General features: G+C 54.9%; 21 protein-coding genes. 8 read left to right on the top strand and 13 right to left on the bottom strand.

Annotated elements, in window-relative coordinates; genetic code table 11:
* Nucleotides 1-5 precede the first annotated feature (5 nt).
* The gene (glpQ, locus tag WH279_RS11795; protein ID WP_339456739.1) at nt 6-1,055 is read left to right on the top strand and encodes a glycerophosphodiester phosphodiesterase; all 1,050 of its coding nucleotides are present in this window, start codon (nt 6-8) and stop codon (nt 1,053-1,055) included.
* 50 nt (nt 1,056-1,105) lie between these two features.
* On the opposite strand, the gene yigL is transcribed toward glpQ, so the two are convergent.
* Nucleotides 1,106-1,906: a sugar/pyridoxal phosphate phosphatase YigL gene (gene yigL, locus WH279_RS11790; RefSeq protein ID WP_200643902.1), complete on the bottom strand. Its 801-nt coding sequence runs from the start codon at nt 1,904-1,906 to the stop codon at nt 1,106-1,108.
* 65 nt (nt 1,907-1,971) lie between these two features.
* The gene (gene pldB, locus WH279_RS11785; protein WP_339456737.1) at nt 1,972-2,964 is read right to left on the bottom strand and encodes a lysophospholipase L2; all 993 of its coding nucleotides are present in this window, start codon (nt 2,962-2,964) and stop codon (nt 1,972-1,974) included.
* A gap of 114 nt (nt 2,965-3,078) precedes the next feature.
* On the opposite strand from pldB, the gene rhtB reads away from it, so the two are divergent.
* The gene (gene rhtB / locus WH279_RS11780; RefSeq protein WP_200643900.1) at nt 3,079-3,702 is read left to right on the top strand and encodes a homoserine/homoserine lactone efflux protein; all 624 of its coding nucleotides are present in this window, start codon (nt 3,079-3,081) and stop codon (nt 3,700-3,702) included.
* Between the two features lie 78 nt (nt 3,703-3,780).
* Here rhtB and recQ read toward each other — a convergent pair whose 3' ends face one another.
* Both recQ and pldA read right to left on the bottom strand, forming a co-directional pair.
* Nucleotides 3,781-5,613: an ATP-dependent DNA helicase RecQ gene (gene recQ, locus WH279_RS11775; RefSeq protein WP_339456734.1), complete on the bottom strand. Its 1,833-nt coding sequence runs from the start codon at nt 5,611-5,613 to the stop codon at nt 3,781-3,783.
* A 67-nt stretch (nt 5,614-5,680) separates the two neighbouring features.
* On the bottom strand, nt 5,681-6,559 hold the full coding sequence (gene pldA / locus WH279_RS11770) for a phospholipase A (protein WP_200643898.1): 879 nt from the start codon (nt 6,557-6,559) through the stop codon (nt 5,681-5,683).
* Nucleotides 6,560-6,732: 173 nt separating this feature from the next.
* On the opposite strand from pldA, the gene WH279_RS11765 reads away from it, so the two are divergent.
* Both WH279_RS11765 and rarD read left to right on the top strand, forming a co-directional pair.
* On the top strand, nt 6,733-7,203 hold the full coding sequence (locus tag WH279_RS11765) for a thioesterase family protein (RefSeq protein WP_339456733.1): 471 nt from the start codon (nt 6,733-6,735) through the stop codon (nt 7,201-7,203).
* A 4-nt stretch (nt 7,204-7,207) separates the two neighbouring features.
* Nucleotides 7,208-8,101 carry an EamA family transporter RarD gene (gene rarD, locus WH279_RS11760; protein WP_339456732.1) on the top strand — a complete coding sequence of 298 codons (894 nt, stop codon included), beginning with the start codon at nt 7,208-7,210 and terminating at the stop codon, nt 8,099-8,101.
* Nucleotides 8,102-8,158: 57 nt separating this feature from the next.
* Here the strand turns inward: rarD and corA are convergent, their stop codons facing one another.
* The 9 genes from corA to WH279_RS11720 form a co-directional block, all read right to left on the bottom strand.
* Nucleotides 8,159-9,118 carry a magnesium/cobalt transporter CorA gene (corA, locus tag WH279_RS11755; RefSeq protein WP_133846841.1) on the bottom strand — a complete coding sequence of 320 codons (960 nt, stop codon included), beginning with the start codon at nt 9,116-9,118 and terminating at the stop codon, nt 8,159-8,161.
* 150 nt (nt 9,119-9,268) lie between these two features.
* The gene (gene ysgD, locus WH279_RS22740) at nt 9,269-9,325 is read right to left on the bottom strand and encodes a YsgD/CorL family protein (protein ID WP_374760164.1); all 57 of its coding nucleotides are present in this window, start codon (nt 9,323-9,325) and stop codon (nt 9,269-9,271) included.
* Nucleotides 9,326-9,411: 86 nt separating this feature from the next.
* Nucleotides 9,412-11,574, bottom strand: coding sequence for a DNA helicase II (gene uvrD, locus WH279_RS11750; RefSeq protein ID WP_200643895.1), 2,163 nt, complete (start codon nt 11,572-11,574; stop codon nt 9,412-9,414).
* Between the two features lie 59 nt (nt 11,575-11,633).
* Complete coding sequence (gene yigB / locus WH279_RS11745; protein ID WP_339456730.1) at nt 11,634-12,350, bottom strand: 5-amino-6-(5-phospho-D-ribitylamino)uracil phosphatase YigB; 717 nt, start codon at nt 12,348-12,350, stop codon at nt 11,634-11,636.
* On the bottom strand, nt 12,350-13,258 hold the full coding sequence (xerC, locus tag WH279_RS11740; protein WP_339456729.1) for a tyrosine recombinase XerC: 909 nt from the start codon (nt 13,256-13,258) through the stop codon (nt 12,350-12,352). Before xerC ends, yigB begins: the two co-directional genes overlap by 1 nt.
* Nucleotides 13,255-13,962, bottom strand: a complete 708-nt coding sequence (locus WH279_RS11735) for a DUF484 domain-containing protein (RefSeq protein WP_339456728.1) — start codon at nt 13,960-13,962, stop codon at nt 13,255-13,257. The genes xerC and WH279_RS11735 overlap by 4 nt, the downstream gene beginning before the upstream one ends.
* Nucleotides 13,959-14,783, bottom strand: a complete 825-nt coding sequence (gene dapF / locus WH279_RS11730; protein ID WP_339456727.1) for a diaminopimelate epimerase — start codon at nt 14,781-14,783, stop codon at nt 13,959-13,961. Before dapF ends, WH279_RS11735 begins: the two co-directional genes overlap by 4 nt.
* A gap of 27 nt (nt 14,784-14,810) precedes the next feature.
* Nucleotides 14,811-15,011 carry an LPS translocon maturation chaperone LptM gene (lptM, locus tag WH279_RS11725; protein WP_200643892.1) on the bottom strand — a complete coding sequence of 67 codons (201 nt, stop codon included), beginning with the start codon at nt 15,009-15,011 and terminating at the stop codon, nt 14,811-14,813.
* A gap of 203 nt (nt 15,012-15,214) precedes the next feature.
* Nucleotides 15,215-17,770 carry a class I adenylate cyclase gene (locus WH279_RS11720; RefSeq protein WP_200643891.1) on the bottom strand — a complete coding sequence of 852 codons (2,556 nt, stop codon included), beginning with the start codon at nt 17,768-17,770 and terminating at the stop codon, nt 15,215-15,217.
* A 292-nt stretch (nt 17,771-18,062) separates the two neighbouring features.
* Here WH279_RS11720 and hemC point away from each other — a divergent pair, with 292 nt between their 5' ends.
* The 4 genes from hemC to hemY all read left to right on the top strand — a co-directional run bounded on the left by hemC (nt 18,063) and on the right by hemY (nt 22,156).
* Nucleotides 18,063-19,004 (top strand): hydroxymethylbilane synthase, encoded by a 942-nt coding sequence (hemC, locus tag WH279_RS11715; protein WP_339456723.1) that lies wholly within the window; start codon nt 18,063-18,065, stop codon nt 19,002-19,004.
* Entirely contained in the window at nt 19,001-19,744 is a 744-nt protein-coding gene (gene hemD, locus WH279_RS11710) for a uroporphyrinogen-III synthase (protein WP_339456721.1), read from the top strand. Before hemC ends, hemD begins: the two co-directional genes overlap by 4 nt.
* Nucleotides 19,745-19,823: 79 nt before the next feature.
* Nucleotides 19,824-20,963, top strand: coding sequence for a uroporphyrinogen-III C-methyltransferase (gene hemX / locus WH279_RS11705; protein ID WP_339456719.1), 1,140 nt, complete (start codon nt 19,824-19,826; stop codon nt 20,961-20,963).
* A 2-nt stretch (nt 20,964-20,965) separates the two neighbouring features.
* The gene (gene hemY, locus WH279_RS11700; protein ID WP_339456768.1) at nt 20,966-22,156 is read left to right on the top strand and encodes a protoheme IX biogenesis protein HemY; all 1,191 of its coding nucleotides are present in this window, start codon (nt 20,966-20,968) and stop codon (nt 22,154-22,156) included.
* Nucleotides 22,157-22,843: the final 687 nt, after the last annotated feature.

The following is a 22,843-nucleotide window of genomic DNA, read 5'->3' as shown; positions in this document are numbered from 1 at the left end:
ACATTATGTTGAAAAACGTTATCGCTACCTTACTTCTCACCACCTCTCTCGCGGCCACAGCCGCGAGTTCTTCGCCTGTCGTGATTGCGCATCGTGGGGCCAGCGGTTATCTGCCGGAACACAGCCTGCCGGCAAAAGCGATGGCCTATGCTCAGGGGGCGGATTACCTTGAGCAGGACCTGGTGATGACCAAAGACGATCACCTGGTGGTGCTGCATGACCACTATCTGGATCGGGTGACGGATGTTGCCACGCGTTTTCCGAACCGCGCACGGGCTGACGGACGTTACTACGCCATCGACTTTACCCTTGCCGAGATCAAGAGCCTGGCGTTTACCGAAGGCTTTACGCTTGAAAACGGCAAAAAGGTGCAGACCTTTCCAGGCCGCTTCCCGATGGGGAAATCTGATTTCCGTGTTCATACCTTTGAGGAAGAACTGGAGTTTATTCAGGGCCTGAACCACTCCACCGGCAAAGACATCGGGATTTATACCGAAATTAAAGCCCCGTGGTTCCACCGCAAAGAAGGCAAGGATATCTCTGCCAAAGTGCTGGACGTCCTTAAGCAGTATGGTTACAGCAGTAAGACCGATAAGGTTTATGTGCAGTGCTTTGACTATAACGAAGTGAAGCGCATCAAGACCGAACTGGAACCTCAGCGGGAAATGAATCTGAAGCTGGTGCAGCTGATCGCCTATACCAAATGGGATGAAACTCAGGAGCAGCGCGACGGTAAGTGGGTGAACTACGATTACGATTGGATGTTCGCGCCGGGTGCGATGAAAACCATCGCTCAATACGCCGACGGTATCGGCCCGGATTACCATATGCTGGTGGCGCCAGGCGCAAAAACCGGCAATGTGCCGCTGAACGATATGGTGAAAGAGGCACACCAGAATCATCTGGTGGTGCATCCGTACACGGTACGCGCCGATCAGCTACCGCCTTATGTCAGCAACGTCGATCAGCTGTACGACCTGCTGTACAACAAAGCGGGGGTGGATGGTCTGTTTACTGATTTCCCAGATAAAGCCGTTCATTTCTTAGGTCGATAAACATCGGGTGACAAAAGGGCCGATCGAAACAGGCGATCGGCCCTGCAGGCTTACACGTTATACAGCTGACGCAGGAAGTTCGGCACGGCCTGATCGGCATTCGACCCGATCACTTCCAGCTCCGGTAAGATATCTTTCAGGCGCTGATGAGAGTTGCTCATGATGCAGCCTTTACCCGCCATACTCAGCATCTCTTTATCATTCATGCCGTCACCAAAGGCGATGCACTCCTGCAGCGAGAAGCCCAGTGATTTTGATACCGCATCCAGCGCGTGCCCTTTCGACACACCGCCCGCCATCACTTCCAGGCAGGTTGGCAGCGAGAAGCTGACGTTAACCCGATCACCCCAGCGCGCAATCAGCGCCAGCTCCAGTGGAACCAGCAGTTCAGGGATCGCACAGGTGAAAAACACCTTGCTGATGCCGTCGGTCGACAGCTGGCCCGGCTCATAGATCTGATAGTTGAAGTCAGACTCGCGGAAGAAATCCATCTCTTCAGGACGGTGGCGGTTCAGGAACCACTCTTCATCCCGGTACACGTTGGTGTAGATATCAGGGTTGGCGTGCTGCATGGCGAACAGTTCAAGCGCGATATCTTCATCAAGGTTATGACTGAAAACCAACTCGCCTGCGGTGTTATGCACCCGCGCCCCATTTGAGGTGATCATGTAAGCATCGATGCCCAGGCTGTCACGCATCTGCGCCACGTCGATATAATGGCGGCCCGTTGCAAAGACAAAATGGATGCCTTTACGTGTCAGCAACTGTAACGTTTCGCGGGCATAAGGGGAAAGCGTGTGGTCCGGTGACAGCAGCGTGCCATCCAGGTCTGAAGCAACAATACGGTACATAACACCTCTGGTTAATATTTTCTGGCGGGCAGTCAAGTACCCACCGACAATGTCATTCTGTCCACTCAGCAGTGGCGGGAATAAAAGGCCAGGATGGCCTCCAGCGCTTCGCTGCGCATGCTGTCTTTCTCAAACAGGATCTCGTGGCGGGCACCGTCGATAATCATCGGCTTACCCCCTTCGCAGGGCTGACCGGCGGCCACCATCGTCTGGCAAAACAGATCCTGAGCGCGATTATCCACAACTTTATCGTCAGCGGCCTGGAGCAGCAGCAACGGCGTCGATATCTTCGCCGCCTGGCTTAAAATACTGTGCCCGGCGCGTACGCCTTCTCTCACCCAGTGATAAGTGGGGCCCCCCACGCGCAGGCCCGGATCGTCGGCATAAAAGCGCAGGTTACGGCGATAGCGCTCACGGCTGTGCGTCAGTTCGTTAATGGCGAACGGGCGCGCATGCCATTTTCCGGTCCCCAGTGCATAACCCTCGCGTACCGTCGGATATTTTTCCGCCCAGTTAAGGATAGAGTTGGCCATCCATAACGGCATCGGCAGGAAGATGCCAAACATCGGCGATGCCAGCGCCACCGCATCAAACGCCTCAGGCTGGCGAGCCAGCATCAGCGCCAGTATCGCCCCGCCCATCGAATGGGCCAGTGCATAACGGCGGCGATAGTGACGTGTGACAATCTCTTTCAAATACAGGGTTTCGAGGTCGTCGACATAATCTTCGAATTCAACCACATGGCCACGGTGAGAATCCTGCAATAACCGCCCGGATCGTCCCTGCCCACGATGATCGATAATGATGACATCATAACCGCTATGGAACAGGTCATAGGCCAGCTCCGGGTATTTCACATAGCTTTCAATGCGCCCCGGGCACAGCAGTATCACCTTATCGTGTTGCGGTGAGATGAAACGGACGTAGCGGATCGGGACGTTTTCAACACCGAAAAATTCATCCTCTTCACGCAATTTCCAGAAATCCAGCAACGGGCCAGTAGCAAATGCCGCAAAGGCTTTTTCCCGCGTCGTCCAGTTGTGTTTACGATGTTCCATCAGGCTCATTTCCAGAAAGGACTCTCCCTTAAAAAAGGGACAGGGTTCCCCGTAGCGCCGCATTCAACAATAACGTATTGTGTCACAAATGAGCGTTTTTCGGGAGTTTTACGCATGACCATCGAGTGGTGGCTGACCTATCTGTTAACAACCAGCATCTTAAGTCTGTCGCCAGGTTCTGGCGCAATCAATACCATGAGTACCGGTATCAGCCACGGTTATCGCGGTGCGGTCGCCTCAATCTCCGGCCTTCAGGTTGGGCTGTCGCTGCATATTGTGCTGGTCGGCATTGGGCTGGGTGCGCTGTTTTCCCAATCGTTACTGGCTTTTGAAATTCTTAAATGGGCCGGGGCGGGATACCTGGTCTGGCTGGGTATTCAACAGTGGCGATCGGCCGGGGCGATCGATCTGAATGCGGTTGCCAAAGCGATGCCGCGCCGTAAGCTGTTTAAACGCGCCGTGCTGGTGAATCTGACCAATCCAAAAAGTATTGTGTTCCTGGCGGCCCTCTTCCCGCAGTTCATTCTGCCACATCAGCCGCAGGCGATGCAGTATCTGGTCCTGGGCGTCACGACCGTGGTGGTGGATATTATCGTGATGATTGGCTATGCCACGCTGGCCACACGCATCTCTGCGTGGATCAAAGGACCGCATCAGATGAAATTGCTAAACCGGATTTTTGGGGGCTTGTTTATTGCGGTAGGTGCACTGCTGGCATCGGCACGAAGAATCGCCTAACAGAACCCGGGTCGGGCATGCCCGCCCCCTACAAAACCTGTCGGGGCCGATAATTTATCGATCGGCCCACATCAAACATTACTCGTCGTCGTCACCGTCGACATGTTCTTTGATCATCACCATAAACGGCCTGCCAAAACGCTCCAGCTTCTTATGCCCGACGCCATTCACACTCAACATCTCGGATGCTGTCAGCGGCATTTGCTCCGCCATTTCAATCAGCGTTGCATCGTTAAACACCACATATGGCGGAACATTGGCTTCATCGGCGATGGATTTACGCAGCTTGCGCAGTTTGGCAAACAGCTTGCGGTCATAACTTCCGCCATAGGATTTCTGGCTGCTGTTACGCGGTTTAATACTCACCAGGCGAGGAACCGCCAGCATCAGCGGCACTTCACCACGTAAGGTGGGGCGTGCGGCTTCCGTCAGCTGTAATGCTGAGTGCATGGCAATGTTTTGCGTCACCAGCCCAAGGTGAATCAACTGGCGTAACACGCTGGTCCAGTGCTCATGGCTCTGCTCACGGCCGATGCCATACACCGGTAATTTGTCGTGCTGCATATCGCGGATGCGCTGGTTATTGGCGCCGCGCAGGATCTCGACGATATACCCCATACCAAAACGCTGCCCAACGCGGTAAATGCAGGAGAGTGCTTTTTGCGCCTCGACCAGGCCATCATAGCGGCGCGGTGGATCAAGGCAGATATCGCAGTTGTCGCAAGGCTGCTGACGCCCCTCTCCAAAATAGTTCAGCAAAACCAGACGACGGCAGGTCTGCGCTTCGGCAAACGCACCCATCGCATTCAGCTTATGGCGTTCAATATCTTGTAGCGGCCCCGGTGTTTTCTCTTCCAGACACTTACGCAACCAGGCCATATCGGCCGGATCGTACAGCAGCAGCGCCTCGGCTGGCAGGCCATCACGCCCCGCACGCCCGGTTTCCTGATAGTAGGATTCGATATTGCGCGGAATATCAAAGTGCACCACAAAACGCACGTTGGGTTTGTTAATGCCCATACCAAAAGCCACGGTCGCCACCACGATTTGCAGATCATCGCGCTGGAAGGCTTCCTGCACATGAGCACGGTGTGCGTTATCCATCCCCGCATGATAGGCACCAACGCTCAGGCCACGGCTTTGCAGACGGGCAGCGGTGTCTTCCACTTTGGCCCGGCTGTTACAGTAAATGATGCCGCACTTGCCGCGCTGATCCTGCACATAGCGCAGCAGCTGTTCGGTAGGTTTGAATTTTTCCACCAGCGTATAGCGGATATTGGGGCGGTCAAAGCTGCTGACCTGGATGAGCGGGTCATCAAGCTGCAGCAGACGGGCAATGTCGTTACGCGTGGTTTCATCGGCGGTGGCGGTCAGCGCCATCACCGGGACATCCGGCAGGCGATGACGTAGCTGGCCCAGCGCACCGTATTCCGGGCGGAAGTCGTGGCCCCACTGGGAAATACAGTGGGCTTCATCCACCGCCAGCATCGCCGGATTCCAGTGTGTCAGCTGCTCAAGGAAGCTGTCCATCATCAGACGTTCAGGGGCAATGTACAGCAGACGGATGCGACCGGTACGGCAACCTGCCATCACTTCCTGCTGTTCTTCACGGTTCTGCGTCGAATTGAGGCAGGCCGCCGCAACGCCGTTTGCCAGTAGCTGGTCGACCTGGTCTTTCATCAACGAGATCAACGGCGACACCACCAGCGTCAGCCCCTCACGCACCAGCGCAGGGATCTGATAACAGAGTGATTTTCCGCCGCCGGTTGGCATAACGACCAGACAGTCACGCCCGTTGAGCGACTCCTGAATGATGGCTTGTTGCCCCGGACGAAACTGCTGATAGCCAAAGGTATCGCGTAATACCTGCTCTGCCAGCGTTTCTTTATTGATGACTGCTGCCGTAGACACGTTGTCCCCACATCTGAAATAACAAGAATTCTGGCCGGGTTGATTGCTCAACCCGGTCACGACGACCTTAGAACAGGTCGTTGAGCGTCACGCCCACACCGACGCGCGTTTGACGGTGGTTATAGTCGATTAACGATTCGCCATAACCACTAAACACCTGCGTATAGAAACGCACATGATCGGTCATCGGGTAGCTCCAGCCCAGTTCAGCGCCGCCGTAGCCGCTGTTCCAGTTGTAGTTGCTCCTCACGCTGAAGATGCTCTCGCCCCACTGGTAGCCCACCGTCAGGCGATAATAACCCATGTACTTAGTGATATCCGGGTTATCGTCATTATTTTCACTTTCTGGAATACGGTACCAGGGTTTGACCTCAACCATCCAGTTGCCATTTTCTGCCATCAGTCGGGCATAGACACGGTTCCAGCTGCGCGATGTCGGATCGGATCGGCCGTTAGACTCATGATTCAGGCCCGTTTCCACATCGCGTAACGTCCAGCCTGCGAAAGAGTAATCCGTGGACCACCCCAGGAAAATCTGCGGCTGGTAGTTGGTTTCACGGAACGGTGAAGAGGCACCACGATTAGATAACTGCCACCAGGAACGCTGAGTATAGGACGCCGCCAGTACCGAGTTATCACCGAGAATGCCACGCCATAACGGGAAGGCCAGGCTTAACTGGAACTTCACTTCATCGTGTTTGGCTTTGTTTCCCCAGTCGTAAGACTCGATCGCTTCCTTGTTGATATTGCTGGTATCCGTGTAAAGCAGATAGTTGTTTTCGTAAGGGAACAAGATAAACGGGTTGTCATGCTTCTCCAGCAAATTGGCAATAATGCTGCCGCGAACCGCAGGCTGATCGTGGACATCTTTTACGGTAGCGGTCTGTGCCAGCACCAACGTCGGAAACAGAATTGCTGACGCCAGCAATCCTTTCAGCAGAGCCATAGGATTCTCCCAGAGAGGCGGATAAGTGAATAAAAAGCACGCCATTCTACACAGAAACATCCAGGGGGATTAGTGCTCATTTCCGAAAGTGGAAAGCACCTTCAACGAAGCATATTATACACACTCCGTTAACCTGATTTTTCATTCAGACCGCATTACAGGAAGACCCGATAATGTCAGCAGTACCTATGGATCAGGCTGCCGCTCGCCGCCTGATTGGCGAGATTTTTGTCTACCACATGCCGTTCAATCGCGCACTGGGGCTGGAGCTGGACCGACTGGAGTCGGATTACGCAGAGATAAGCCTGGCAAACCAGACCATGCTGGTCGGTAACTCCGCTCAGAAAATATTGCATGGTGGCGTGATCGCTTCCGTCCTGGATGTCGCTGCCGGTCTGGTGTGCGTCACCAGCGCGCTGACACGCCAGGAAAGCATCACTGAAGAGGAGCTACGCCAGCGCCTGTCACGCATGGGAACCATCGACCTGCGGGTGGATTATCTGCGTCCCGGCCGTGGTGAACGCTTTACGGCCAGCAGCAGCCTGCTGCGCGGTGGTAATAAAGTGTCGGTTGCCAGAGTCGAGCTACACAACGATGGCGGTGTTCATATTGCCAGCGCCACTGCTACCTATCTGATTGGTTAACTTCATGAATCCACAGCTCACTCTCCAGGGCATTTTCTTTGCTCTGGGAGCCTATTTTATCTGGGGTGTTGCCCCGGTTTATTTCAAGCTCATCCAGCAAGTTGCCCCCGGGGAAATTATGACCCACCGGGTGATCTGGTCATTTTTCTTTATGCTGGTGCTGCTCACCGCCAGCCGACACTGGCGCAATGTCCGTACGGTTATCCAGCACCCCAAAAAGGTGCTGCTGCTGGCGCTCTCCGCCGTCGTGATTTGCGGTAACTGGCTGCTGTATATCTGGGCGGTGAATAATCACCATTTGCTGGAGGCCAGCCTGGGTTACTTTATTAACCCGCTGCTGAATGTCCTGGTGGGGATGGTGTTTCTCGGGGAACGCTTTCGGCGCCTGCAATGGCTGGCAGTGGCACTCGCGGCCTGCGGCGTACTGATACAGGTGTGGCAGTTTGGTTCAGTGCCGGTGATCGCTCTCAGTCTCGCCATCAGCTTTTCATTCTATGGCTTGCTGCGTAAAAAAATAGCCGTTGATGCCCAAAGCGGAATGCTGATTGAAACCAGCTGGCTGTTAATCCCTGCGGCAATCTATCTGTTCGCGATAGCCGACAGCCCCACCAGCCATCTGGGAAGCAACCCACTGAGCCTCAATTTGATGCTGGCTGCTGCCGGGGTGATCACCACGGTTCCGCTGATGCTGTTTACTGCCGCTTGCACACGTTTGAAACTGTCCACCGTGGGCTTTTTCCAGTATCTGGCGCCCACGTTGATGTTCCTGCTAGCCGTATTATTTTACGGAGAGCAAATGACGCCCGATAAAGTCGTGACCTTTGGCTTTATCTGGACAGCACTGGCGCTCTTTATTGCCGATGCTCTGTTGGCATTACGCCGATCGTCGGCCGTATAGCGTGATAAGCAGAAATAAAAAAATCGCCCCTCAGGCGATTTTTTTTTATCGAGCGGCTTACAGCCAGTTCTTACGCTTAAAGTAGGCGTAAGGTGCCAGACCGGCGAGGATCATCAGGCTAATCGCCCCTGGATAGCCAAAGCTCCATTTCAGCTCAGGCATAAACTCGAAGTTCATCCCGTAGCTGGAGGCCACCAGGGTAGGCGGCAGGAAGACCACCGATACCACCGAGAAGATCTTGATGATGCGGTTCTGTTCGATGTTGATAAAGCCCATCGCCGCCTGCATCAGGAAGTTAACTTTCTGGAACAGGGATTCATTGTGCGGCAGCAGGGATTCGATATCGCGCAGGATCTCGCGTGCCTGCTCCAGCTGATTGCCTGGCAGACGCGCCTTGCGTACCAGGAAGTTCAGGGCGCGCTGGGTATCCATCAGACACAGGCGCACCTTCCAGCCGATATCTTCCAGCTCTGCCAGCGTCGACAGCGCTTCATCAAACGCATCGCCCTGCTGTCCTTCCATAATCACGCGGCTCAGCTTTTCCAGATCGCTGTAGATATTCTCGATCTCATCCGCCAGCTGTTCGATTTTTGTCTCAAACAGATCGAGCAGCAGTTCGTAAGCATTTCCGTCGCTCAGAACCTGATTACGGGCACGCATACGGTAAAGACGAAACGCCGGGAGTTCACGTTCGCGCAGGGTATACAGACGCCCTTCACGAATGGTGAAGGCCACCGTCGAGTTACCCGCGTGATCGTCAGCATCTTCATAGAAGAAAAATGAGTGAATATGCAGACCATCTTCATCTTCGAAGAAACGTGCCGAGGCTTCGATATCTTCCAGTTCAGGGCGGGTCGCAAGGCTCTGGCCCAGTTCGGTTTGTACCCGATCTCGTTCAGCTTCTTCCGGTTCGATCAAATCGACCCAGACGGAACCGATCAGCTCGTCCCTGGCATCAGCATCATCCAGTTCAAGGCGGGTCAGACGGTTTTGGTCGAGTTTAAATGCGCTCAACATTAGCTGTACTCCCAAATTCACAGTAACAAAATGGGACAGAGCGCTTGAACACGGGAAACAGATGTTTCAGTCAGCGAGCAAAACTGACTCAGAGCGACGGGAAATGCGGTCGCCAACAACCACGAAGGCTATCGGCAAAAGAGGATAGCCTTAGGAGTTGTACCTGAAATGCAGGTCAGTGAGCCAGTATGTACTGGGTGTGTCCAAGGCGAATGTCCTCTTAGGGTAATGGTGGGCGCATGTTACGCTGAGACTAAAAAGGCGTCAAGCGGGGCCATGCGCCCTACAGGGCGTCACATCGCTTCCAGTTTGGCATAAGCCGCCACCAGCCACTTAATGCCCTGTCCCTGAAACGCGACCTGGAGTCGGCTATGCTCGCCACTGCCTTCCAGATTGACGATAGTCCCTTCACCAAACTTGGCATGATGCACCCGCTGGCCGAGGGCGAAACCACTGTCATTTTTCGCGATCGGCGTCCCCATGCGCTGATGGTTGGCCGGGCGACTGACGCTGGCACGCAGACGAACCTCTTCCACGCACTCTTCAGGCAGCTCACCAATAAAGCGCGATGGGCGGTGATACACTTCCTTACCATAAAGCCGTCGGGTTTCGGCGTAGGTCAGGGTCAGTTTCTGCATCGCACGCGTCACACCAACGTAGGCCAGGCGACGTTCTTCTTCCAGCCGGCCGCCTTCATCCAGTGACATCTGGCTGGGAAACATGCCCTCTTCCATGCCGACAATAAACACCTGCATAAACTCCAGCCCTTTGGCGGAGTGCAGGGTCATTAACTGCACGGCATCCTGCCACTTGTCGGCCTGCCCTTCACCGGCCTCAAGGGCGGCATGGGAGAGAAACGCCTGCAGCGGCATCAGGTCCTGGTCTTCATCCTGATAGCTGTACTGTCGTGTGGCATTGACCAGTTCCTCAAGGTTTTCGATACGTGCCTGGCCCTTCTCGCCTTTTTCCTGCTCATACATCAGCCACAAACCGGAATCTTTGATCACCCGGTCCGTCTGCACATGCAGCGGCATCTCAACGGTTTCCTGCGCCAGTGAATCGACCAGCTCGGTAAAGCGTTGTAAGGCAGAGGCGGCACGCCCGGCCAGCGCTTTTTCCTGCAACAGCACGCGCGTGGTTTGCCACAGCGTGAGCTGACGCTCACGTGACGTCTGGCGTATGACATCCAGCGTCCGGTCGCCTATGCCTCGGGTCGGCGTGTTGATCACGCGTTCAAAGGCGGCATCGTCATTACGGTTGGAGATCAAACGCAGATAGGCCAGCGCATCCTTGATTTCCTGACGCTCGAAGAAGCGCATACCGCCATAGATCCGGTACGGCATACTGGTTTGCAGCAGCGCTTCTTCCAGCACGCGCGACTGGGCGTTACTGCGATAGAGGATCGCGCAGTCATTCAGCGCGCCGCCATTCTCCATCCACACCTTAATGCGGTTGACCACAAAGCGCGCTTCATCCAGTTCATTGAAGGCACAGTAAACCGCAATTTGCTCGCCATCGCTGTCTTCGGTCCACAGCTCTTTACCCAGGCGGCCACTGTTATTAGCAATCAGGGTGTTCGCTGCTTTCAGAATATTGTTGGTCGAGCGGTAGTTTTGCTCAAGGCGGATGGTTTCCGCACCGGGGAAATCTTTGAGGAAGCGCTGGATGTTTTCCACCTGCGCACCACGCCAGCCATAGATAGACTGATCGTCATCCCCCACGATGATCACTTTACCGGTGTCACCCGCCAGCATACGGATCCACGCATACTGGATGTTGTTGGTATCCTGGAATTCGTCCACCAGGATATTGGTAAACCTTTCGCGGTAGTGATTGAGGATATGCGGTTTGTTCAGCCACAGCTCATGAGCACGCAGCAGCAGCTCGGCAAAGTCCACCAGACCGGCGCGATCGCAGGCTTCCTGATAGGCCTGATAAATACGCAGCCAGGTCTGTTCAATCGGGTTACCGTAACTTTCGATATGTTTCGGACGCAGCCCTTCGTCTTTTTTGCCATTGATGTACCACATCCCCTGACGGGCAGGCCACTGCTTCTCATCCAGATTCATCGCTTTAATCAGGCGCTTCAGCAGGCGCAGCTGATCTTCACTGTCGAGGATTTGGAAGTCCTGGGGCAGATTGGCATCAAGATGGTGGGCGCGCAGCAGACGGTGCGCCAGCCCGTGGAACGTCCCGATCCACATACCGCCCTGGCTGGTCCCAATCAGCTGTTCGATACGGTGGCGCATCTCGGCCGCCGCTTTGTTGGTGAAGGTCACCGCCATAATCGAATAGGGGGAGCAGTTTTCCACTGCCATCAGCCAGGCAATGCGATGCACCAGCACGCGGGTTTTACCACTGCCCGCACCCGCCAGCACCAGCAGGTTGCTGCGCGGCGCGGCAACGGCTTCGCGTTGTTTGTCATTCAAGCTGTCGAGCAGTTCAGAAACGTCCATAGGCACCGTCGGGGATCGGGGGCAGCATCAGGCCGCCCACTGGATATTTAACCAGCTTATTATATCAGCGCGGTCAGCGATGCCAACCGGGAAATTTCCAGCGTGGGAAGCAGGCGGGTGTCGTTAATATGCATCAGGTTGCCTTCACGCAGGTTAATCCAGCATGACTGCATCCCGTAGCGGATAGCACCGGCGACATCCGTAGTGAGATCGTCACCCACATGCAGGATATTTTCAGCAGGCAGATTTAACCGCTCTGCCGCCAGCTGATACATATCATGGAAAGGTTTAGCGCGGCCATCCGGCCCGGCACGCAGGGTAAACTGGAAGTACTTATCCAGGCCACAAAGGTGGGGCTCCGCATTGCCATTGGTGATCGCCACCAGCGGTATGCGCTGAGCCAGAGCCGCCAGCGTGGCGTGCGTCTCTTCAGGCATCTCAATCTCGCTGCGCCAGCGGGCAAAGACAGCCATGACGTCATGCGAACCTCTCAGCGCCTGTGTTGACGGCAGCCCCACATCCAGCATCACCTGCTCGACTGCGCGGCGACGCCACTCGCTGACATCATGATAAATTTCAGGCTCGGCAGCCAGCAGGCGGTCACGCACCTGTTGATACTGCGCCACGCTGTAGTCCTTCAACGCGGGATGATACGCCTGTAGCGCGCTGTGAGATTCCCGCGTGGTACGCAGGATCACCGGGTGATTGTCATATAGCGTGTCATCAAGATCGAAGGTCATTGCCGCAACAGGGCGTAGAGGCCGATAAAAGTGCATCAGGATTTTCCTCGTTTCGCACGGGGATGGGCAGCATCGTAAACCGACGCCAGGTGTTGAAAGTCGAGATGGGTATAGATTTGCGTGGTAGTCAGGTTGGCATGGCCGAGCAGCTCCTGCACGGCACGCAAATCACCACTGGATTCCAGCATATGGGTAGCAAATGAATGGCGAAGTTTATGCGGATGAACATGGCTGGACAGCCCCTGTTTGACGCCCCACTCAGCAAAACGCTTTTGTACGTTACGCGCTGAAATGCGCTTGCCCTGCTTCGAGAGGAATAACGCATTGTCCTCCGGTGCAAACAACTCACGCAGCACCATCCAGTGCTCGATCCAGTGGACGGCGGTTCGGCCAATCGGCAGACGGCGCTCTTTGCTACCCTTACCGATCACCCACACTTCACCGGAGGCGAGGTCAAGATGACTCAGGTCAATGCCCACCAGTTCGGACAAACGCAAACCGGCGCCGTACATCACCTCCAGCATTGCGCGATCGCGAACCGCAAGCGGGTCATTGAGATCAATATCCAGCAACCTGTCGACTTCATCGACATCAATATTTTTAGGAAGATGGCGTGCAGCACGCGGCGTGGCAACGCCTTTCGCCGGGTTAGCGTTGATGACACCCTGGCTGATCAGCCAGTCGAGGAAGCTACGTAATGCGGAAAGCCTTAGCGCCAGGCTTGCAGGCTTCAACCCACTTCGGCTGCTGCGTGCCGCCAGTGAACGGACCCGCGCAGCATCCAGTTGCGCCCACGCTTTAACACTGAGCTCATCCAGCAGAACAATGATGGCGTTGAGCTGGCGCTGATAGCTCTCCTGCGTCAGCGGACTGAGCTGACGCTCCACTTTCAGATAGCGCAGGAAGCCCTCTACGGCTGGCAGCAGGGGCGACTCGCTATTCACGCGCGCTCTATCCAGCGTGATAGCAACTGAGGCAACATCAGCGACAGATGCTGTAACAACACCGTGCCCATGCCCGACTGGTAATGCTGATTATCACGGCTGCTGAAAATCAGTACACCGAGGTCACCCTCTTCCCCCAGCAGCGACATCGCTACCGAACCAATGGCTTTTGCCTGTGGCAACAGTAACAGTAACTCCGGGCCATTAAGGCTGCCAAGATAGTGATTCTGTTTACCCAAACGCTGAATGCGCACAGATTCAAATGCCTGACGCGGCAGCGCCAGTTGCGTAAAGTCGGAAGGAGCCCCTATGCGCCATTTCTCAGCGAACAGGCGGATATTTGCCCCCGCAAGGCCAAATTCACGCGCCCAGCGATGGAGGCGGTTAAGCATGTCATGCAGACTGGTGGCCGAGGCCAGGCGGCCCTGCAGGGCGAACAACCGATCAAACAACTGCTGATTCGCGCTGGCCTGCTCCATCAACAGCGTAATGTCTTCTTCCAACTGGTGAATATGATTGCGCTGACGCGCCAGCTGCCACTCCACCAGCGAGACGGTGCCGCGGATCGGATGCGGCACGATCATCTGTTCAACCTGGCGGGCATTGCGGATAAAGAAGTCTGGATTTTGCATCAGGAACTCACTGACCGTACGATCGTCTAGCAAGATTTCGCCAGTGTCCTGTTGTTCCCCGACATTTTTCATAAATGAATAAACCCGTCATATACGTGAGTGGCAGGGCCGGTCATATACAGGGGATGCCCCGGACCTTTCCAGGCGATATTGAGGGTGCCGCCAGGCAGGTCAACCCGCACTTTTTCCGCCAGCAATGTTTGCTGTATTCCGACCGCGACGGCGGCGCATGCACCGCTGCCACAGGCCTGGGTTTCACCCGCGCCGCGTTCATACACGCGCAGACGGATATGTTCACGGCTGACCACTTCCATAAAGCCAACGTTGACCCGCTCAGGAAAACGTTCGTGGCTTTCCAGCACCGGCCCCAGTGTTTCCACCGTGGCGGTTTTTACACTCTCAACCTGTAAGACGCAGTGTGGGTTACCCATCGACACCACACCACACATCACAGTTTGCTCAGCCGCGCGCATCAGGTAGATGTTTTCCGCTTTGTTGGCACGGAAAGGTACCTGCTGTGGTTCGAAATTGGGTTCGCCCATGTTCACGCACACCAGTTCATCCTGGTTAACGCTTAACACCATGCGGCCGGTTTGGGTGCTGACGCGGATATCATTTTTATTGGTCAATCCTTTCAGGCGAACAAAGCGGGCAAAACAGCGCGCGCCGTTGCCGCACTGTGCCACTTCGCTACCGTCGGCATTAAAAATACGATAATGGAAATCAAGATCGGGATCGTAAGGTGGCTCGACGATCAGCAGCTGATCAAAACCGATCCCCAGGTGACGATCGGCCAGACGGCGAATCAACTCAGGTGAGAAATAGACATTCTGCGTCACGGCATCGACCACCATAAAGTCGTTGCCAAGACCGTGCATTTTTGAGAACTGCATTTTCTGCTCCGCCGAGTGCGTCATAGTTTACTGAGCCGGTTGCACACTCTGTCCGCTGGTCGTGGCAGGTTGTTGCGCCTGATTGCCAGACTGCGTTGCAGGGGTTGTCTGAGTTGTTTGTGGTTTAGCCTGCTCATCTTTCGGGAAATAGAGCGGCCCTTTTAATCCACATCCCGCCAGGCTGGCGACGGCCAGTATCACGGCCAGCTGGCAAATTCTTTTCTTCATTCTCATATGCTCGTCATTGATGCCTTTTGGTTGTCTATCATCGCAGGTGAAGTTCGAAAAGCAACAGGAAAAGCGCAATCCCTGCTGCATCGTTAACCTCACGCTGATGACCACAACGCGGCACGGCAAACCTGTGATGTAAACTGATTGGAGTGAGCGAAAGCCACCAACGCACCTGCAGCTTGAAGAATGAAAGGTCGTGCTTAATGCATCTGATAGCGCCGAGCGTTCTCTTGGCTGGCAGTATCATCCGGCACGGCGGCACAAAGTTGTGTCAGAACCTGGCTACGAAATGGAATGACCTGGAAACGTTCTTCAACCTTCACAATCTGATAGAACTGCGGCAGATTGAAGTTAATAAAACTGGAACCGTAGGTGAATCGATCATGTGAGGACGAGTAGAAACGGCTGACATCACGCACCAGCTCTTCTTTACTGCCTTCACAATGGTGATACACCTCAACGCGATTGGTTTCGTCCAGGATATAGATATTGAAGCCGTGATCGTCCAGCGTATCTTCAAAGAAGAACTGAATGATGCCTTCACTGGCATAGCCATTCACTACGGCAGGCAGGCGCACCTGGTCCGTTTCCACCTTAAGCGACAGGCCGTGCAGCTTATTATTGGAAATGGCGCCGTAGAACTCGACCGCGTTTTCCAGTTTCTGTACCGAAACACTGAGGCGCTCAAAGAACAGCCCCCATGTTTGCCCCGCTACACGTACGGCTTTGAATCGACCTGGCTCCTGACGAGTGCTGGAAAGGCGTAGTTCAATGCATTCTGACACCAACTGCTGCACACGGGTGCGAATCAACCCGCGCAAGTGCTGGCTGTAGCAGAACACTTCTACGGAATCTGGCGGTGAGGCGTCCTGATGCATTTTGCCCAGAATGGTTTTCAACGCTTCAATCATTGCCTGCTCGCCGTTGAAATGCAGCGTACGCACTTCATTCCACGAGTTGCGGTACAACAGATCGACACTGCCGACCAGGCACTGCTGCTGCTGACCAAAACTGAATACATCCAGCTTACGGAAGTCGAAATGCACCACCTGATTGCGGAAGGCCGCCGTCGGGTCATATTCAAGATTGACGATAATCGCCAGATGACGGATTTCGCACGGGCTATAAAGGGCTTTCGGTGTAGGCGAAGGCAGCCGCAGCGGGAAGTGATGCGAAACGTCGGACACCAGCTCCTGCAAGCGGGCAAGATCGCAGATCTCGTTCCCTTTAATATGCAGCCGCGTTTTGCTGGTAAGCAGGCCGTTAAACCATGCCCATGCCACCAGCTTGTTAAGGTAGCGGTTATATTCCAGCGGCTGATGGCTGATAATCGAACTCATGTCTGGCGACTGGTTATACAAATACCAGCCTGCACGGTTAGCACGGCCGTTTGGCACATGAATAAAGGTCAGGTGCGATTCAGACAGGTCAGGCGAAATCTGCGGATTAAGCAGAGTGACTTTCCCTGGCAGGGCTTCAAAAGCCGCGTACAGCTTACGCGTCAGCACGCCAATATCCTGCGGGCTGGCGCTGACGCTTAAGTTGTTACGGCGCGCAAAACGAATCAGATTGCGATAGCTCTGCATCATCGCATCCAGTAATTCATTATGGGCTTCACGAACCTGGCTTATTTTCCAGTCGGCACGGCTGTCGAGCATCGCCAGACGAGCGTTATCCCAGCCCCATTCTTTGACCAGTTGGCCAAGAATTTCGCGGCGCCAACCCGTGTCTTCTGCTGAAATCGACAGTTTTTCACAGACTTTGAGATAGAAGCAGCGCCGCACAAGGTCAAGGCGAGCATGATCGTCAATGCTGGTGAGATAGTGAGTCACCCGCTCCAGCATCATGCAATAGGGGTCGAGCCCATAAGAGACGATTTCACCGTCGTGCAGGCGTTGTTTAATATCCATTGCCAGCAGACGCGTGGCAGGGTATTCCCAGGAATAGGCCTCCAGCAGCAGCGTTTTCAGCACCGCTTTGTAGGGCGAATCGATACTTTTATACAGCTGCCACAGGCTGGCACCGAAATACTCTTCGGCTGACAGCGTACCCAGGCCACCGAGGTCCAGCCATTCGTTAGGCGTCAACACGCCCTGCTGATACAGCGACATAACATAGTCGTCGTAATGTTCTTCTTCTTCGCGTGGCACCATATTCCACAGAATACGTTTCCCCGCCATGCGCACCGCCGTGCGATAGAACTCATCCAGCAACAGGATATGCTGAGTGGAGCCGCAATCTTCGCCGCCGAGGCTGCCACTTTCGTTATGCCGGAAACGGTTTTCATCAATCAGGAAAAAGCTCACTTCAACGCCCATGGCCGCACACCACTTTTGCAGTTGGGTGCATTTTTTCTGCAGGCTCAGGCGCTCGTCATTGTCCAGCCATGACTGATGGCAGACCCAGATATCGAGATCGGAGGTATCATTTTGACCGACGGATGAGGTACTGCCCATGGAGTAGACGCCAGTGATCGGCATTTCACCCTGTGGGGGAATCGCCGCGGCAGATCCAGATTTTCCTTCTAAATCATCCAGATAGAATTTTTGGCTTTCATCAGGCGTGTAAAAGCTGATGCCATGTGGAACGTTACCTTCGAAGTAACCCGGCATCAGCGGATGATGATAATGTAATAAGGTCGGCAGCAGACTGTAAACCTGTTGGAACGCAGGTCCCATGGCCGCCAGCGCGCGATCAACGCGCAACTGGTTAATGGCATCCAGTCTCTGTTTCAGTGTCTCAATGTAGAGGTACAAGACGTCTCGCCTGATTATCCCAGTGCCTATACCCTTATTGGACTAACAAGGGTATATAAAAGTTCGGTTTCCGAAATCTGCCGCTTGCTTTAAAAATAGTCGTGCAGATTATTGCTGGAAACGTGATCAATCTAACACCTGGCAGATTGACCGTAAAGAAAGTTGCGCTACTTAACAGTTTAGCACATTTTGCGACCAACCTGATGCAATACCTCCATGTACCGCCGTTTAACTGACAGCATTCCCGGTTCAATGATAGGATAATCAGTGAACGATCAAAACGGTATCAAGCATGTTAGACAAAATTTTAAGAATTGCCACCCGACAAAGTCCACTCGCGCTATGGCAGGCAGAGTATGTTCAGCAGCGTTTAAGCGCTGCCCATCCAGGCCTGCGCGTTGAGCTGGTGCCTATGGTGACACGCGGGGATGTGATCCTCGATACGCCTCTGGCGAAAGTCGGCGGTAAAGGCCTGTTCGTTAAAGAACTGGAACAGGCCATGCTGTCCGATCGCGCCGATATCGCCGTGCATTCGATGAAAGACGTGCCGGTCGATTTTCCGCCGGGTCTGGGATTAACCACAATCTGCGAGCGTGAAGACCCGCATGATGCCTTTGTTTCTCATCATTACGCTTCCGTCGATGATTTACCGCACGGCGCGATTGTCGGCACGTCCAGTCTGCGCCGCCAGTGCCAGCTGAGTGCACGTCGCCCGGACCTGATTATCCGTTCGCTGCGCGGGAATGTTGGCACTCGCCTGGGCAAGCTGGATGCCGGTGAATATGATGCCATTATCCTTGCGGTGGCTGGACTGAAGCGTCTGGGCCTTGGCGATCGCATTCGTCAGATCATGCCGGCTGAGGAGTCGCTTCCAGCGGTGGGCCAGGGCGCGGTAGGCATTGAATGCCGCCTCGACGATGCCTGGGTTATAGGGCTGTTATCTGCGCTGAATCACGACGACACCGCCTGCCGGGTACGGGCAGAGCGCGCAATGAATACCCGCCTGGAAGGGGGTTGCCAGGTACCCATCGGCAGCTATGCGCTGCTGGAAGGCGATCAACTCTGGCTACGGGGGCTGGTCGGTGCGCCAGACGGAAGCCTGATGGTTCGCGGTGAACGTCGCGGCCCACGTACAGATGCAGAAAAAATGGGTATTTCGCTGGCGGAGGAACTGCTGGATAACGGCGCGCGCGACATCCTCGCTGAGGTCTACCAGGGAAATCCCCCGGCATGACGATTCTGGTCACCCGCCCGTCACCGGCCGCCGACGAGCTGGTCAGTCGTCTGCGCACGCGTGGTCAGGTGGCCTGGGCGTTCCCGTTGATTGAGTTTACGCCGGGAACCCAGTTGGATACCCTGCCCGGGCGGCTGCGCTCGCTGGCGGCAGGCGATCTGGTCTTTATCTTGTCACAACACGCGATCCACTATGCCCAGCCCGCGCTCGCTGCTGCTGGAACAACATGGCCTGCCAACCTGAACTATTATGCTATAGGCCGCACGACAGCGCTGGCGCTGCATGCGGTCAGCGGCCATAACGTTGTCTGGCCACACGAGCAGGAAATCAGCGAAGTGCTGATCCAGCTTCCGGCCCTGCAAGCGGTGGTCGGCAAGCGCGCCCTTATTCTGCGCGGCAACGGTGGACGGGAATTACTGGCAGAAACTTTGCTTGCCCGTGGCGCTCAGGTAGAGTTCATTGAGTGCTACCAGCGCTGTGAAAAACATTATCACGGCGCGGAAGAAGGCCGCCGCTGGCGTAATTGCGGCATTGATACCCTGGTTGTGACCAGTGGTGAAATGCTGCATCAGCTTTACCAGCTGTTCCCCAATGTTGATCGGGATGAATGGCTCCTGCACTGCCGACTGGTTGTCGTCAGTGAACGTTTGGCTACTCTGGCCCGGGAACTGGGCTGGGCGAACATTTGTGTCGCCGGGGGTGCCGATAATGACGCGCTATTGCGCGCGCTATACCTTTAAAAGGTCGTACGGATGTTGCGTGAGCAATGAGACGTCAATGCTAAGGTATAAAACACACTTAAATATGGGATGAGCCATTATGACGGAACACAAAGATTCCTCCGCCATGGTTGAAGAGACTACCCCAGCGGTTGATAACTCAACATCTGAATCACAACCACCACGCAAAGTGAAAAACAACGGTGTGGTGCTGGGTGCTGTAGCCATCGCGATTGCACTGGCTATGGGTGCAGGTCTCTCTCTGTATGGAAACCATCAAATACAGCAGCAGGCCGCCGCCAGTCAGGCGCTCGCCTTACAGCTATCCGATCTGCAACAGTCCGCGCTCAGTGACAAAAAGTCACTGGAACAACAGTTGGCAACGCAAACCAGCGCACTGGATACCGCCCGTGAGCAGCAGGCAGCCACCAGCCAGCAGTTGGATGAGCTGAAACAGAAAGTGGCTACCATCTCAGGCAGCGATGCCCAGACATGGATGCTGGCGCAGGCTGATTACCTCGTCAAAATGGCCGGACGTAAGCTGTGGAGCGATCAGGACGTCACCACCGCAGCAGCGCTGCTGAAAAGTGCGGATGCCAGCCTGGCCGACATGAACGATCCGAGCCTGATCGATGCCCGCCGCGCGCTAACGCATGACATCAGCACCCTGTCCGCTCTCAGCCAGGTCGACTACGATGGCGTGATCCTCAAATTAAACCAATTATCTAACGATGTTGATAATCTGCGTATCGCCGATAATGACAGTGACAATGAGCCGATGGATGCCGACAGCAATGAGCTTTCCTCTTCGCTGCGTGAATGGCGTCAGAATCTGGTTAAGAGCTGGCATAACTTTATGGACGATTTCATCACCATCCGTCGTCGCGACGCAACCGCAGAGCCGTTGATGGCACCGGATCAGGATATTTATTTACGTGAAAATATCCGTTCACGCCTGCTCATTGCGGCTCAGGCAGTTCCGCGTCATCAAGATGAAATCTTCAAACAGTCTATCGACACGGTTTCCGCCTGGACACGTGCCTGGTTTGACAGCAACGATCCGAACACAAAAGCCTTCCTTAGCCAGTTGGATGAGCTGAGCCAGCAGAGCGTATCAATGGATGTTCCGGAAGCGCTGCAAAGTCAGCCACTGCTGGATAAATTGATGGAGACACGCGTGCGTAACCTGCTGGCACAGCCAGCCGCACCATCAGCTTCGTCTCAGCAGCAGGGAGAATAATGATGTTGAAAGTACTTCTGCTGTTCCTGCTGTTAATTGCCGGTATTGTGCTGGGCCCCGTGATTGCGGGCCATCAGGGCTTTGTGCTGATCCAGACCGACAACTGGGATATCAAAACCAGTGTGACTGCACTGGTGATCATGTTGATCCTGACGCTGATAGTGATTTTGGCTATCGAATGGCTGCTCCGCCGTCTCTTCCGTACGGGGGTACGCACCCGCGGCTGGTTTAGCGGCCGCAAACGTCGCAGCGCGCATAAGCATACGAATGCGGCGTTGATCAAACTGGCTGAAGGTGATTATCAGCAGGTTGAGAAACTGCTGTCACGTAATGCCGACCACGCTGAACAACCGATGGTGAACTATCTGCTGGCCGCCGAAGCTGCACAACAACGCGGTGACGAGATACGTGCCAATCAACATCTGGAACGTGCTACCGAATTAAATAACGGTGACCCGCTGCCCGTAGAGATCACCCGTGTACGTATTCAACTGGCACGTAATGAAGATCACGCCGCACGCCACGGTATTGATCGTCTGCTGGAGATTGCGCCACGCCACCCTGAAGTCCTGCGTCTGGCTGAACAGGCTTATCTGCGTACCCATGCCTGGGGCGCATTGCTGGATATTCTGCCTGCAATGGAGAAGATTCAGTTGGGTGATGAAGCCCATCGCCTCGATCTGCAACAGCAGGCATGGCTGGGGCTGATGAGCCAGGCCATGGCCGATCAGGGCAGTGATGGTCTGAAGCGTTGGTGGCAGAACCAGAGCCGCAAAACGCGTCATGACCCCGCTTTACAGGTGGCAATGGCGGACCATCTTATCGTTTGTAATGACCACGACACCGCACAGCAAATCGTGTTGGATGGCCTGAAGCGTCAGTACGATGAGCGCCTGGTATTGTTGATGCCACGGCTGAAAACCGGTAACCCGGAGCAACTCGAGAAAGCGCTTCGTCAGCAGATCAAGCAGCATGGCGCAACACCGCTGTTGCACAGTACGCTGGGTCAACTGTTGATGCAGCACGGTGAATGGGAACAGGCTGCCGAGTCCTTCCGTGCGGCGCTGCAACAGCGCCCGGATGCTTTCGACTACGCCTGGCTGGCTGATACGCTGGATCGTCAGCACAAACCGGAAGAAGCGGCCACCATGCGCCGTGATGGCTTGCTGCTGACGCTGAAAAATAATTCTTAATCTGCATCTGCAAAAAGACACGAAAGCCGGGCAATGCCCGGCTTTTTTTATGCCTGTCACTGCGCAGCGAACGCATCTGGGCGCGAAAGATGACGCAGTGCGATGCCCTAAAGATTTCGTGTTGCAGAAAGGCGGCAACCGAGCGAGTCCCCGGGAGCTTACATCAGTAAGTGACTGGGGTGAGTAAGGACAGCCAACGCATCTGCGGCGCGAAAGATGACGTAGCGCGATGCCCTAAAGATTTCGTGTTGCAGAAAGGCGGCAACCGAGCGAGTCCCCGGGAGCTTACATCAGTAAGTGACTGGGGTGAGTAAGGACAGCCAACGCATCTGCGGCGCGAAAGATGACGTAGCGCGATGCCCTAAAGATTTCGTGTTGCAGAAAGGCGGCAACCGAGCGAGTCCCCGGGAGCTTACATCAGTAAGTGACTGGGGTGAGTAAGGACAGCCAACGCATCTGCGGCGCGAAAGATGACGTAGCGCGATGCCCTAAAGATTTCGTGTTGCAGAAAGGCGGCAACCGAGCGAGTCCCCGGGAGCTTACATCAGTAAGTGACTGGGGTGAGTAAGGACAGCCAACGCATCTGCGGCGCGAAAGATGACGTAGCGCGATGCCCTAAAGATACACCTGTCCGGGGACAGGTGCAAATTTTCAGGTCGGTTAAGACAACCGGTTGGTACCTGACTC

The organism is Erwinia sp. MYb375, assembly GCF_037479175.1.
Classification (GTDB): Bacteria; Pseudomonadota; Gammaproteobacteria; order Enterobacterales; family Enterobacteriaceae; genus Erwinia; species Erwinia rhapontici.
The sequence above is the reverse complement of the archived record's forward strand: the minus strand, read 5'-3'. Positions and strand labels throughout refer to the sequence as shown.